14 protein-coding genes and 1 rRNA gene are annotated in these 13,572 nt (G+C 36.6%); 14 read left to right on the top strand and 1 reads right to left on the bottom strand.

The window, feature by feature from the left end; genetic code table 11:
- From rrf to rsmI, 13 genes are all read left to right on the top strand, one after another.
- Window positions 1-93, top strand: a 5S ribosomal RNA gene (rrf, locus tag ACQKNX_RS24940); the annotation flags it as partial.
- Window positions 94-290: 197 nt separating this feature from the next.
- The gene (locus ACQKNX_RS24935; RefSeq protein WP_427431239.1) at window positions 291-824 is read left to right on the top strand and encodes a sigma-70 family RNA polymerase sigma factor; all 534 of its coding nucleotides are present in this window, start codon (window positions 291-293) and stop codon (window positions 822-824) included.
- Window positions 817-2,385 carry a S26 family signal peptidase gene (locus tag ACQKNX_RS24930; RefSeq protein WP_427431238.1) on the top strand — a complete coding sequence of 523 codons (1,569 nt, stop codon included), beginning with the start codon at window positions 817-819 and terminating at the stop codon, window positions 2,383-2,385. The genes ACQKNX_RS24935 and ACQKNX_RS24930 overlap by 8 nt, the downstream gene beginning before the upstream one ends.
- Before the next feature lie 657 nt (window positions 2,386-3,042).
- On the top strand, window positions 3,043-4,467 hold the full coding sequence (locus ACQKNX_RS24925; RefSeq protein ID WP_427431237.1) for an aminotransferase class I/II-fold pyridoxal phosphate-dependent enzyme: 1,425 nt from the start codon (window positions 3,043-3,045) through the stop codon (window positions 4,465-4,467).
- A 17-nt stretch (window positions 4,468-4,484) separates the two neighbouring features.
- On the top strand, window positions 4,485-5,114 hold the full coding sequence (gene tmk / locus ACQKNX_RS24920) for a dTMP kinase (protein ID WP_427431236.1): 630 nt from the start codon (window positions 4,485-4,487) through the stop codon (window positions 5,112-5,114).
- Between the two features lie 283 nt (window positions 5,115-5,397).
- Window positions 5,398-5,727, top strand: coding sequence for a cyclic-di-AMP receptor (locus ACQKNX_RS24915; protein WP_024362572.1), 330 nt, complete (start codon window positions 5,398-5,400; stop codon window positions 5,725-5,727).
- A 106-nt stretch (window positions 5,728-5,833) separates the two neighbouring features.
- On the top strand, window positions 5,834-6,274 hold the full coding sequence (locus ACQKNX_RS24910) for a YaaR family protein (protein WP_427431235.1): 441 nt from the start codon (window positions 5,834-5,836) through the stop codon (window positions 6,272-6,274).
- 155 nt (window positions 6,275-6,429) lie between these two features.
- Window positions 6,430-7,434: a DNA polymerase III subunit delta' gene (gene holB / locus ACQKNX_RS24905; RefSeq protein ID WP_427431234.1), complete on the top strand. Its 1,005-nt coding sequence runs from the start codon at window positions 6,430-6,432 to the stop codon at window positions 7,432-7,434.
- Window positions 7,427-8,242 carry a PSP1 domain-containing protein gene (locus ACQKNX_RS24900; RefSeq protein WP_401014895.1) on the top strand — a complete coding sequence of 272 codons (816 nt, stop codon included), beginning with the start codon at window positions 7,427-7,429 and terminating at the stop codon, window positions 8,240-8,242. Before holB ends, ACQKNX_RS24900 begins: the two co-directional genes overlap by 8 nt.
- A gap of 27 nt (window positions 8,243-8,269) precedes the next feature.
- Window positions 8,270-8,626, top strand: coding sequence for a DNA replication initiation control protein YabA (gene yabA / locus ACQKNX_RS24895; RefSeq protein ID WP_427431233.1), 357 nt, complete (start codon window positions 8,270-8,272; stop codon window positions 8,624-8,626).
- Between the two features lie 63 nt (window positions 8,627-8,689).
- Entirely contained in the window at window positions 8,690-9,439 is a 750-nt protein-coding gene (locus ACQKNX_RS24890; protein ID WP_427431232.1) for a tRNA1(Val) (adenine(37)-N6)-methyltransferase, read from the top strand.
- The gene (locus ACQKNX_RS24885; protein ID WP_340821460.1) at window positions 9,423-9,686 is read left to right on the top strand and encodes a GIY-YIG nuclease family protein; all 264 of its coding nucleotides are present in this window, start codon (window positions 9,423-9,425) and stop codon (window positions 9,684-9,686) included. Before ACQKNX_RS24890 ends, ACQKNX_RS24885 begins: the two co-directional genes overlap by 17 nt.
- A complete protein-coding gene (gene rsmI, locus ACQKNX_RS24880; protein ID WP_427431231.1) occupies window positions 9,683-10,558 on the top strand; it encodes a 16S rRNA (cytidine(1402)-2'-O)-methyltransferase in 876 nt (291 codons plus the stop codon). Before ACQKNX_RS24885 ends, rsmI begins: the two co-directional genes overlap by 4 nt.
- 266 nt (window positions 10,559-10,824) lie before the next feature.
- On the opposite strand, the gene ACQKNX_RS24875 is transcribed toward rsmI, so the two are convergent.
- Window positions 10,825-11,103 (bottom strand): AbrB/MazE/SpoVT family DNA-binding domain-containing protein, encoded by a 279-nt coding sequence (locus tag ACQKNX_RS24875; RefSeq protein ID WP_024362580.1) that lies wholly within the window; start codon window positions 11,101-11,103, stop codon window positions 10,825-10,827.
- Between the two features lie 346 nt (window positions 11,104-11,449).
- Here ACQKNX_RS24875 and metG point away from each other — a divergent pair, with 346 nt between their 5' ends.
- Entirely contained in the window at window positions 11,450-13,426 is a 1,977-nt protein-coding gene (metG, locus tag ACQKNX_RS24870) for a methionine--tRNA ligase (RefSeq protein WP_427431230.1), read from the top strand.
- Window positions 13,427-13,572: the final 146 nt, after the last annotated feature.

Raw genomic sequence — 13,572 nt, 5'->3', positions numbered from 1 at the left:
CACACCCGTTCCCATACCGAACACGGAAGTTAAGCTCTTTAGCGCCGATGGTAGTTGGGGGCTTCCCCCTGTGAGAGTAGGACATCGCTAGGCATTCAAAACATCGAAGAGAAATCTTCGATGTTTTTTTGTTTTTGCTAAAGTAAAAAACCCAATCATGAACAGTAATTGAGCACTTACTATTATTTAAAAATTTACATAAAAAGAAAATGAAACTATACCTAATTTGTATCCGTCTATTGAGTAAAATTTATATTTAGTAATTCAAACATAATAGAAGGGGGGATTTTATGGAGCAGTATGAAGCACAAAATATGAAGGAAATTATGCATACATATGGAGACTATTTAATGAGATTATCGTATTTATATGTTAAGGATTGGGCTACGGCTGAAGATATTGTACAGGATGTCTTTATAAAGTTTTTCGAAACACATCATCAATTTGAGGAACGTGCTACATTAAAAACTTACTTAGCTAAAATAACAATCAATCGATGTCATGATTATTTACGTAGCTGGAAAAGTAGAAGACAAATAATTTCTAACTACTGGTTAAATCAAATCGATGCAGAAAAGTGCTCAATAGATAGTGAGATGTTACAACGTTTAGAGAAGCTGGATATTGCTAAAAGTGTTCTACAGTTATCTGTGAAGTACCGTGAAGTAATTATCTTGTTTTATTATGAAGAACTGACCACTGCGGCGATTGGAGAGTTACTGAATCTATCGGAGAATACAATTAAAACAAGATTGAGACGTGCAAGGGAGATGCTAAAACAGAGGCTAGATGAAGCAGAATGGGAGGTGTTACGGCATGAATAAAATAAAGCATGAATTTGATAAGTTATTTAGTGATGAATCTAGATTTTCGGAGGCAAATGAGAAACGAATCATGCAAGAAATAAAAGCTAGAAGAAATACTAGTCATAAACGTTCATGGCAGTATCCTCTTATAATGAGTGGCTCGGTTTTTCTTATCGTATTGCTAGCAGTGATTATCTTGTTTGATTCAAAGCTATCTAAAGAAGATTCATTAGCATTATGGTTACAGGAAAGTGGTGCAGATGAAGTGCTTTATGAAGAAATGAATGTGTTGCAAAAGGAAGATGCTCTTGTTGTTTATAAAGTACAGACGGATTCGGATTTGCTAGTACACGCTACATATTTAATTTATAAAGATAGCGAATGGGTTTTCCAAGACAACTGTACGAATGGATTTGGTACAGAAGATGTAACTGTGCATTATTTAAACTCTAGACAGGCACCTTATTTATATTGTGGTGCAGAGAGAAGCAACGGTTTAAAGAAAGTTATAGTTGGACAACAGGAAGCAAAGATATTGGAGGTATCCAATTCTGGGATGTTTTGGTTCGCCTTTAGCAAGCAACCTGTAGCACGTGTTGTTTACGAATATATTGATGGTTCAATGCAACGTATGAATTCCATAGAATGGTCGTACACAGACATTGATGATAAGGTCCCTGTGCTAGGTAATATGTCGGGACAACAATATAAGGTCCAGTATACAAGTAATGCAATGAATCGGGGTAACAACGAATATACTTCTTATCCGATTGTAGTTGAGCCAAATATTGAAAAACTAAATAGTGGCGACGTTGTTTATGTAAATGCCGAAGATGGAACAAAGACGATAGCACGTATTGTAGGATTACCTGGAGAAAAGATTGCCATTCATGATGGAACGATAATAGTAAATACAATACCCCTAGATATATACTATGGTTTTGCCACACAAATGGGCTTCGATGTGTTTGAAGCATATATCGACAAGCTGAAAGAGGATGGTGCGACTTTTGATGAAAATGAAATTCGTAAATATTTTTTCTGGAATATGGATGAATTGACCCTTAATGCAGACGAATATTTTGTAGCAGCAGATAATTGGGGACACGGAATAATGACGAAAATTACGGATTCTCAAATTATAGGGAAAGTGTTAGGTTATGAAGCAGTAGAGATGTCTAATGAATGGACCGAAACGGAAAGAGCGTTATATGATGCTTTTAGAGAACAAAACGATACGGAAATATTCCGTGATGTAAATCCATTGACGATAGCCCGTGTTCAGTTATATGCGAAGTTTTTAGCAGATGAACAAACCGTGTATCGCCTATATACAACTCGAGAAGACTATACAAGATGGAGCGAGGCAGAACATATGCGTCAACATACACAAATAGAGGCAGAGAGAAATAGATCTTGGGCATTAGAAATGGCGAAAGCGATGAAAAATGGGACATTTAAAGAATTGTCCGATAATGGGGGAGCCATCCTTTTTAAAAACAATGAAAGTGACATGGGCTATCAAATGGTGAAAAATGAAAACGGTATTTGGCAAGTTGCCTTTATGCCAATTCAGTAACTAAAATTATTTACTGTCTTAAATCGGTGAAGCAGCACGTTCGCTATTTAGGTTATTTTCTACACCTTAAATCTTAAGCTATCCTATTTTGTAGGATAGCTCAGACTATAGACAAACTCGAAGTTTTTCGAATTTGTCTATAGTCATTTTTATTTAAAACTAATATAGGGGGTGACTACTGTCGTTGATTTCCGCTACGGGCGGTCGCTTTCCGCGGGCACATCGTAAGCCGCAACCCTCGCTAACGCGCGGTTTGTTGCGTCTTAGGTACTGTGCGTTCTGAGCAGGAGTCGCCCGCCCTCCACTCCAATCAACTTTATATGTATTGCTAGCAGTCTACTATAATGGCTACTTGGACATGGCAAATAGCTTCATAGAGAGGGGATGCTCGAAGAATATGGCAAGACGAAAGTAAGACCAATCAAATCAAAGTGCAAGTAATTTATGAACTAAAGGAAATCTATGAAGTAGTGGAATTAATCAAAGTCGCTGATATTCCAACCCATTTTTTTAATAAAAATAACAAAAGGGATTAAGATTTCTATTCTTAATCCCTTTTGTCGACAAGCTAAGCTATCCTATTTTGTAGGATAGCTTTTTTATCCTGCCATAATCCCGTATAATTAAAGGATAATAAACGGAAAAGGGTGTCTTGTTTTGCAAAAGAAAAAGCCAATTGTAGAAGGTTTAGAGCATTTTCGACAACAACAAAATATATCTTTTCATGTACCAGGACATAAACATGGTGAATTGTCACATCTACCACAAGCCTTTAAAGATGTCATGCGTTACGATGTGACAGAATTAACGGGACTAGATGACTTGCATTACCCTGAAGAGATGATTTTAGAGGCAGAAAATTTACTGGCTGATACATATGGCGTGATGAAAAGCTTTTTTTTAGTAGGTGGCTCTACGGTAGGAAATCTAGCTATGATTTATGCTACATGTAAAAGAGGCGATACGATTATCGTACAACGTAATGCACATAAGTCTATATTTCACGCAATTGAGCTAGTTGGAGCAAAGGCAGTATATGTTTCTCCGCAATGGGATGATCGAACATTAACAGCAACACATGTCTCTTATCACGATTTAAAACAGGCAGTAGATTGTTATCCAGAGGCAAAGGCCGTTGTATTAACGTACCCCACATATTACGGTGTGACATCGAAAGAAATTTCGCAGCAAGTGGCATATTGTCATGAAAAAAAAATACCCGTTTTGGTAGATGAGGCTCATGGTGCTCATTTTAGTGCCTGTTCTTTATTTCAGCCATCAGCATTGACCTTTGGTGCAGATGTTGTTGTACAGTCAGCACACAAAACGTTGCCAGCTATGACAATGGCTTCTTTTATGCATGTGAACTCAGAATTAGTGAGTGTTGATAGCATTCATCACTATTTGCGCATGTTACAATCCAGCAGTCCATCGTATGTATTGTTAGCTTCTTTAGATGATGCACGCTATTATATACAGACATATATGGAGAGTGATGGCGCATATATAATAGAGAAAAAAAATCAATGGGCTGAAGCATTACGTGCAATTGGCTCACTTGAAGTAATTGAAGTAGATGATCCTATAAAGTTATTGCTCCGAGTCAAAGGTTATAGTGGTTATCAATTACAAGAAGCATTAGAAGCTAAGCATGTCTATGCCGAGCTTGCAGATGCACACCAAGTATTACTTGTATTGCCACTTTTAAAGCAAGGGTATAGTTACCCGTTTGCAGATATACGCGTTCGCATTAAAGATGCTGTTACAGCATTATTAAACACTGAAAAAACAGAAATACAAGCTGTTTCCCAAACTGCTTACAATTTTGTAGCTATTACAGAACCTATGTATTCGTTCGATGAAATAGCGAATATGAAGAAGGAATGGCTACCCTATATGCGAACGATGGGACGTACGGCTGCAAGTATGATTATTCCTTACCCTCCTGGTATACCATTACTTGTTCCAGGTGAAAAAATTACAGTGGCTAAACTAAGTCAACTAGAGGAATTACTTGCAACAGGTGCAACTTTCCAAGGAAATCACCGATTAGAAGAAAAAATGATTGAGGTCATTAAATAGTTGGAGGCAATAACAGCATGAAGTGCAATTTATTTATTACATTCGAAGGTCCAGAAGGTGCTGGCAAAACAACCGTTATTAAAAAAATCGCTGAACGGTTATCACTAGAAAATATAGATGTTTTAGCAACGAGAGAACCTGGTGGCATTGAAATCGCTGAAAAGATTCGTACAATCATTTTAAATCCGGAGCATACAGCAATGGATGAGCGTACAGAAGCATTATTATATGCGGCAGCTAGAAGTCAGCATTACTTTGAAAAAGTACGACCTGCTTTAGATGCTGGAAGAATGGTAATTTGTGACCGATTTATCGATTCATCATTAGCTTACCAAGGATATGCACGTGGCATTGGTGTAGATGAGGTACTTTCCATTAATGAATTTGCAATAGGGAAGAAATTACCGGACTTAACAATTCTATTTGATATTTCTCCAGAGGTTGGTTTAGCACGTATTCATGCACATGGTGACCGAGAAGTGAACCGTCTTGATGTTGAAAGTCTGGCTTTTCATCAAAAGGTGCGTGAAGGATATTTACAATTAGTAAAACGTTATCCAGAACGCATAAATGTTGTCAATGCAGACCAAAGTATTGAGCGTGTAGTTGAAGATGTATGGGCAATATTGTACGAAGCAATACAGTAAAAACATGAAGTCGGCTACCATTTTGTGATATAATGGTAACATACGGTGACAGATGAACTGCATCGGATAGAAGAGGACCTTTCCTATAGAAGAATGCAATTTAACTAATTATCATCGGTTACACAAATCAATGATAAAATAAAGTAGTGAATTTCTCTAGCTCAATTTATACTTCATGGTATTAATACGAAAGCCTAATTAATTTTGTGCTTTTGTTTTAATTGAAGTTGCTGTTTTTGAATAAATTCTATCAAGGCCAATTATATAAAAGGGGTGAGTGCGAATGAAGTTAGTCGTAGCTGTGGTACAAGATCAGGATAGTAGCCGCTTATCGAATGCTTTAACGAAAAATCAGTTTCGCGCAACAAAATTAGCGAGTACAGGGGGTTTTTTACGCTCTGGTAATACGACGTTCTTAATTGGAACAGAAGACTCTCTCATACCCAAAGTTTTAGATATTATCCGTGATAATTGTCGAGCGCGTGAACAGTTGGTTGCACCTGTTTCGCCATTAGGTGGTAATGCAGATTCCTATATACCATATCCAGTGGAGGTAGAGGTAGGGGGCGCTACTGTATTTGTTTTACCGATTGAACAATTTCACCATTTTTAACGGTATAAAAGATAATGATGTTGTTCAGTAAGAATTGCCAAGCAGACAGTACGAATTCACAAATAAAGATGAATTTTATAAGATAGCAATTGGGGGCGAAAGCAGCTTGAAGATCAATCAAGATTTACGTGTCGGGTTAAATACTAATCGTACAGAGCCTCTTCAAAATAATAATCAAAACAACCGATTCGGTGATATGGTCGTTAAGCAAGGTTCAAAATTGCAAACTGAACAATTAACACGATTGTTGGGGGATATTTCTACTGCTGGTGACCGTGTTGCAAGATCCCGGAACTTACGAGAGCTTGCTCGTTTTAAAATGCTTGTGAAGCGTTTTTTACAGGAAACTGTAGAACATGGAATGGAATTAAAACAATCACATACATGGAATCGCTTTGGTGAGGGAAGACGATTAAAGATTATTGAAACAATTGATAGTCGCCTTGTGGAACTTGCACAAGATATTTTAGACGAAGAAAAAGAAGCGATTGACCTTCTCGATAAAATTGGAGAGATTAAAGGTCTATTAATTAATTTATATATGTAAAACCCGTGTCTTGTTCACTTGTAGGCGCGGGCTTTTTTCAAATTGATTCAGTAGGGTTTTAAATATTAAAATTGGTGGAATGTATTTCTACTGAAATAAATTTACTTGTACAAGTCTAAAAGGCTTTATTGATATAGGAAGGAATTTAATAAGAAATGGCGAAGAATGTTGAAGAGCTTTTCACACTACAGCCAGTCGTAATGAAGCAGCTTCAAACGATTTTTGACAAAAATAGATTAGCCCATGCATACATTTTTGATGGCGAAAAAGGGACAGGAAAAGTGGATATTATGCGTTTTTTTGTAAAATTAATGCTATGTGAACATCCACAAAAAAATGTTCCATGTGAAACATGTCGAAATTGCAGACGTGTAGATTCGGGGAATCATCCGAATATTCATCAAATTTATCCAGAAGGTCAATTTATTAAAATTGATCAAATACGTGATCTCATTGCTGAGATGAAGATGATGGGTGTAGAGCAAGGACGGAAAATTTACGTACTCCATCATGCAGACCGCCTCAATATAGCATCAGCTAACATGATTTTAAAGTTTTTAGAGGAACCGGATGGGGAAGTTACGGCTATTTTGTTAACAGAGCAGATGCAATCGATATTACCTACAATTCGTTCGCGCTGTCAGCATATTAAATTTCAAAAAATGCCTAGACAATTATTGTTAAAGCATTTGCAAGAAAATGAAATTCCCCACTCCATGGCTTCTACAGTTAGCATGATGACGAACGAGCTCGAAACAGCTATTTTTTTAGCAAAAGATGAGCAGTTTGCACAGGCTCGAAAAACAGTGTTAAAATTAGTAGAGGCAATTCACCAAAATGTACATGAAGCAATGATTGTTGTGCATGAGGAATGGTTGCCACTATTTAAGGAAAAAGGCGAAATGGAGCAAGCATTGGATTTACTACTATTTGCTTACCGTGATATAGTGTCAATAAAAGCTAATCCCGAAGCAGCTTGTACTTATCCAGACATGTTACAGACTTTTAAAGAAGCTGCGTTACATTCGACTTTCGAACGCCTATCTAGTCAAATGGAGGCTATTTTACAGGCGCGCGCATCTTTACAGCGTAACATGAATAGGACGTTAATGATGGAGCAGCTAATGCTTAATCTGCAGGAGGGATATACATTTGTATAACGTAGTAGGAATCCGCTTTAAAAAAGCGGGTAAAATATATTATTTCGATCCAGCATCATTTCTACTAGAAGACAGTCAATATGTCATTGTAGAGACAGCTCGCGGTGTAGAATATGGTAAGGTAGTTGTCCCTCAAAAAGTAGTAGGGGAAAATGATGTCGTATTGCCACTTAAACAAGTACTACGACCAGCAGATGAACGGGATCGTATTCAAGTTGAAGAAAACGCAATCGAGTCAAAGCGGGCATTTGAGCTAGCAAGTGCAAAAATCATAGAACACAAACTAGAGATGAAACTTGTTGATGTTGAATATACATTTGATCGTAATAAAATAATTTTTTATTTTACAGCAGAAGGTCGGGTCGATTTTAGGGATTTAGTAAAAGATTTAGCCTCTGTTTTTAGAACGCGTATCGAGCTACGCCAAATTGGTGTACGAGATGAAGCAAAATTATTAGGTGGTATCGGTCCATGTGGCCGAATGCTATGCTGTTCAACATTTTTAGGTGATTTTGATCCAGTGTCTATCAAAATGGCAAAAGATCAGAATTTATCTTTAAACCCATCAAAAATATCTGGGTTGTGTGGTCGTTTAATGTGCTGTTTAAAGTATGAAAACGATGAGTATGAAGAAGCAAAAGAAGGTATGCCAGATGTTGGTGAAATGACAATGACACCAGATGGCCGCGGAAGAGTTGTAGGTTTAAATGTGCTGGAAAGAATTATTCAAGTATATTTACAAGAGCAGGAGCGCACGGTTGAGTATACACTAGAAGAACTGCTGGCATGCGAAAAAAATCTTATATAAGATAGAGAATTTAACGAGGTGGCTTGGGTGAAGGACCGTAATTTCTTAGATACCGTTATGGAGTTCGAACAACAGCTCGAAGCAATGCAGGAGCAATTTGGTGCATTGAAGCAATTTGTAGCGTTAATGATGGAAGAACATAAGGCACTCGAAACAGAAAATCATCACCTTCGTTCACGTCTAGAAGAACTACTTTCTAAAGAGAACACCGTACAGGCTGCAGATGAGAAGAAAGAGATTCCATTAGATATTGGCGAGGGATATGATAACTTAGCACGTCTATACCAGGAGGGCTTCCACGTTTGTCATGTTCATTTTGGGAGTTCACGTAAAGGTGAAGACTGTCTGTTTTGTCTATCATTTTTAAATAAGCAAAATGTGTAATAGAAGACTGATTCCCGCTTCGGTGGTGTCAGTCTTTTGTTTTGTATAGTAGGAGGAAGGTTCGTGGAAAATTGGTTAAAGGATGATGAAAGGCTAGATTATTTGTTGGCAGAGGAATTACGTATTATTCAAAGCCCATCTGTCTTTTCTTTTTCATTGGATGCAGTGCTACTTTCGAAATTTGTCAATGTACCTTATTATAAAGGAAAAATTGTTGACTTGTGCTCGGGTAACGGTGTCATACCACTATTTTTAAGTGCCAGAACGAAAGGACAAATTACAGGTGTAGAAATACAACCACGTTTATTTGATATGGCAGAGCGAAGTATTCGTTATAATAACTTAGAGGAACAAATCCAAATGGTCCTTGGGGATGTAAAGGAAATTCCATCACAATTAGGAGTGGAAAAATATGATGTGGTAACTTGTAACCCGCCATATTTCTTAGCTCATGAAGCGAGTGATAAAAATTTAAGTGAACATCATGCTATTGCACGACACGAACTACATTTAACACTCGATGAAGCGGTTCAGTCTGCAAGTAAATTATTAAAGCAAGGTGGAAAAGCAGCATTTGTTCATCGACCTGGCCGCCTTTTAGATATTGTCACTGCGATGCGGGCCAATCGATTAGAACCAAAACGAATGCAGCTAATTTATCCGAAAGCGGGGAAAGAAGCCAATACCTTATTAATAGAAGGAATAAAGGATGGTAAACCAGATTTGAAAATATTACCCCCACTGTATGTCTATGATGCAAACAATGAATATACAGCAGAAGTGAGAGAAATGCTCTATGGAAAAAACGAATAGCCATTTCTTCTATGTATTAGAATGTGCAGACAAGTCGTACTATGCAGGTTATACAAATAATATAGACAAGCGTGTTGCCGCACATAATGCAGGTAAAGGTGCTAAATATACAAAGGCAAGGGGACCTGTAGAATGTATATATGTCGAAGCTTTCGACACAAAACAAGAAGCGATGCGAGCAGAATATGCTTTTAAGCAGTTAACACGGACGCAAAAAACCAAATATATAGGGAGGGATAAATCGTGAAATCACAAAAAAGTACGATGCACACTCAACAAGGATACTTATATCTTGTGGCAACACCAATTGGAAATTTAGAGGATATGAGTGTACGTGCACTTCGTATATTAAAAGAAGCGGATGTGATCGCTGCTGAAGATACACGTAATACAAAGAAGCTTTGTAACTATTTTGAAATTGATACACCACTTGTGAGTTACCATGAACATAATATTGATGCTGGGGGAGAGAAGCTATTAGGCTTTTTGCGAGAAGGGAAAACGGTAGCATTAGTTAGTGATGCTGGTCTACCTTGTATTTCTGATCCTGGAGCAGATATTGTCGTGAAGGCAATCGCTGAAGGAATTGCGGTAGTACCAATACCAGGTGCCAATGCAGCAATATCGGCTTTAATTGCGTCAGGATTAACACCACAGCCATTTTTCTTTTACGGTTTTTTAAACCGGGGAAAAAAAGAGAGACGACAGCAATTGGAGCAATTAAAAAATCGACAAGAAACTATCTTATTTTACGAAGCGCCACATCGTTTAAAGGAAACGTTAAAGGATATGGAATTAATTGTTGGTGATCGTCGTATTGTGCTAGCACGTGAGCTGACAAAGAAATTTGAGGAATTCCTTCGTGGTACCTTAACGGAAGCGGTTGAGTGGTCACAAACCGAAGAAATTCGAGGGGAATTTTGCATTGTTTTAGAAGGAAATCAAAACGCAGAAGAGGACAAGCAAGAAGAGGCATATTGGAAAGATATGAGTGTTGTGGAACACGTCGATTATATTATTGCTGAAACAGACGTTACTTCTAAGGAAGCAATTAAAGAAGTTGCAAAACTACGTCAAGTAGCAAAACGAGAAATTTATAATGCTTATCATAGTGAGTAAGTGCCAATAATTGCGGGGTTGTCTCAATAGAGGCAACCTTTTTTGATTGATTATTACAAAATTTTACAAAATGTTGTAATTTTATTTGTTAAAATAAAATATTTAAAATTGATAATAATTGTAAAAAAGAGTAATCTTAATAAAAGATGTCTGACATGGACATTATAAGGGAATCATGTATATTACTTTTCCATTATAAAAAGAAATTTTTATCAAATAATAAAAACACCTAAATCTTTGTTCTCGATTTAGGTGCTAGAAAGAAATTATTTTTTTAGGCTAGATTGGATTTCTTTCATTAACATTTCTGCGCCTTCAGGACTTAAAATTAATTTGCCTCCAACTAGACGGAAGTTATCATCAGAAACTTCGCCAGTAACAGCACATGTCATATTAGGCATATATTTTTTTAGGATGATTTTGTCATCATCTACGTAGATTTCTAAAGCGTCTTTTTCAGCAATACCTAATGTACGGCGAAGTTCGATTGGAATTACCACACGACCTAATTCATCGACTTTACGAACAATTCCTGTTGATTTCATAATTATTTTTCCTCCTATAAATAAAAGTTATATTGTATTTCGTCAAATTTCGACATTATTTCTTTGTCTGATAGTTATCATACCAAGTAATGCCATAAACGTCAATTAATTAATACAGTAATAATCTCTTATTTGTAAAAATTTTTGAGAAGAAAACTGTTATTTCAATTTTTTTAAAAGGTTTTTATTATAGATTTTATTTTATAGTAAAAAAGCTTCTTATAAAATACATTAAATGGATTAGTATAATATTCGACAATTTTCGCATTCAATAAACTTTCATTGAAACGAATTTCGTACTTCGATAGAATAGATATTATACTGTGAAACATTGGAGGCAGTTCTCGTGAGCGAACAAAACAAAACATTCTATATAACAACCCCGATTTATTATCCAAGTGGAAAATTTCATATTGGTACTGCGTACACGACAGTGGCGTCTGATACGATAGCACGTTATAAACGTTTACGTGGATATGATGTACGTTTCTTAACAGGGATGGATGAACACGGACAAAAAATTCAAGAAAAAGCAGCAGAAGCTGGCAAGCATCCTCAGGAATATGTAAATGAGATTGCCGAAGCAGCAAAAAAACTTTGGTCATTAATGGACATTTCATATGATGATTTCATTCAAACAACAGAGGAACGTCATACAAAAACTGTCGAAAGGATTTTCCAAAAGTTTTTAGATAACGGCGATATTTATAAAGGTGAGTATGAAGGCTGGTACTGTACACCTTGTGAGTCATTCTTTACAGAGACTCAATTAGAAGATGGTAAATGTCCAGACTGTGGACGTGCCGTACACAAAGTGAAAGAGGAATCTTACTTCTTTAATATGAAGAAATATGCTGATCGACTATTAGCTTATTATGAAGAAAATCCTGATTTCATCGAGCCAGAATCACGTAAAAATGAAATGATTAACAACTTTATTAAACCAGGGCTTGAAGATTTATCAGTTTCACGTACTTCATTCGATTGGGGTATAAAAGTGCCTGGAGACCCAAAACACGTAATTTATGTTTGGGTAGATGCGTTAACAAATTATATTACTTCTTTAGGGTACTTATCAGATGATGAAACGTTATTTAATAGATATTGGCCAGCGGACGTGCATGTAGTTGGAAAAGATATTGTACGTTTCCATACAATCTATTGGCCAATATTCTTAATGGCTCTTGATTTACCATTACCTAAAAAAGTTTTCGCACATGGATTTATTATGATGAAGGACGGTAAAATGTCTAAATCAAAAGGAAATGTTGTATATCCTGAGATGCTGATCGAGCGTTATGGATTAGATGCAACGCGTTACTTCCTATTAAGAGAGCTTCCATTTGGCTCTGACGGTGTATTTTCTCCAGAATCGTTTGTTGAGCGAACAAATTTCGACTTAGCAAATGATTTAGGCAATTTATTAAACCGTACGATTTCAATGATTAACAAATATTTTGATGGCAATATTCCTACAGAAAATCTTCAATCTACTGAATTTGATGAGGCATTAAAAGTGCAAGCAGAATCAGTACGTATTAAATATGAAGAAAGTATGGAAAAAATGCAATTTAGTGTCGTATTAGCCGACCTATGGACGCTAGTATCACGCACAAATAAATACATTGATGAAACACAACCATGGGTTCTTGCTAAAGATGAGGCGGATAAACCAAAATTAGGGGCTGTTATGCGAAATTTGGCAGAGAGCTTGCAACATATTGCAGTCATGTTACAACCATTTATGACATCTACACCGACACGTATTATCCAACAATTGGGTCTAGATGACAAATTCTTAGCATGGGAAACAATTGAAACATTCGGTAATACTATTCCAGCAAACATTAAAGTGGTAGAAAAAGGAACGCCAATTTTCCCTCGTTTAGATAGCGAAATTGAAATTACTTATATTCGAGAGGAAATGCGTGGCTCAGTAAAAACTTCTCAGGAGGAAGAACCTAGCGTAGAATCAAAAGCTGTTGAGGTTCCAGAAATTCCGGAAATTTCAATTGATGATTTTATGAAAGTTGACTTACGTGTGGCAACGGTTACAGCATGTGAGCAAGTCCCTAAAGCAGATAAATTATTAAAGCTTCAGGTTGACCTTGGTTATGAGCAACGCCAAGTAGTTTCAGGTATTGCAAAGTACTATTCTGCTGAAGAATTAGTCGGGCAAAAAGTAATCGTAGTTGCAAACCTAAAACCTGTTAAGTTACGTGGTGAATTGTCACAAGGAATGATATTAGCTGGCGAAAAAGATGGAATTTTAAAGCTTGCATCCGTTGATCCAAAACTTGAAAATGGTGCAAAGGTAAAATAAAAAACGAAGAATGGCCTGCTGAGTAGAAAATATTCAGCAGGCCATTGTAAATTTGGACTAAAAATGGCTATTTAATTATTTTAGGATAATTTATGCAATGCGTAAATTGACGAATTTTAGGTATATGGTAATAGTTATGGCGAATA

The organism is Lysinibacillus sp. NPDC093712, assembly GCF_050280025.1.
In the GTDB taxonomy this organism is placed as follows: Bacteria; Bacillota; Bacilli; order Bacillales_A; family Planococcaceae; genus Lysinibacillus.
This window is presented reverse-complemented; position numbering and strand designations above follow the sequence as displayed.

What these genes read in the sequence shown, in the direction of transcription:
- ACQKNX_RS24930 (WP_427431238.1), top strand. Translation starts at nt 817, where the DNA reads ATGAATAAAATAAAGCATGAATTTGATAAGTTATTTAGTGATGAATCT.
- tmk (WP_427431236.1), top strand. Translation starts at nt 4,485, where the DNA reads ATGAAGTGCAATTTATTTATTACATTCGAAGGTCCAGAAGGTGCTGGC.
- ACQKNX_RS24915 (WP_024362572.1), top strand. Translation starts at nt 5,398, where the DNA reads ATGAAGTTAGTCGTAGCTGTGGTACAAGATCAGGATAGTAGCCGCTTA.
- ACQKNX_RS24875 (WP_024362580.1), bottom strand. Translation starts at nt 11,103, where the DNA reads ATGAAATCAACAGGAATTGTTCGTAAAGTCGATGAATTAGGTCGTGTG.
- ACQKNX_RS24935 (WP_427431239.1), top strand. Translation starts at nt 291, where the DNA reads ATGGAGCAGTATGAAGCACAAAATATGAAGGAAATTATGCATACATAT.
- ACQKNX_RS24885 (WP_340821460.1), top strand. Translation starts at nt 9,423, where the DNA reads ATGGAAAAAACGAATAGCCATTTCTTCTATGTATTAGAATGTGCAGAC.
- holB (WP_427431234.1), top strand. Translation starts at nt 6,430, where the DNA reads ATGGCGAAGAATGTTGAAGAGCTTTTCACACTACAGCCAGTCGTAATG.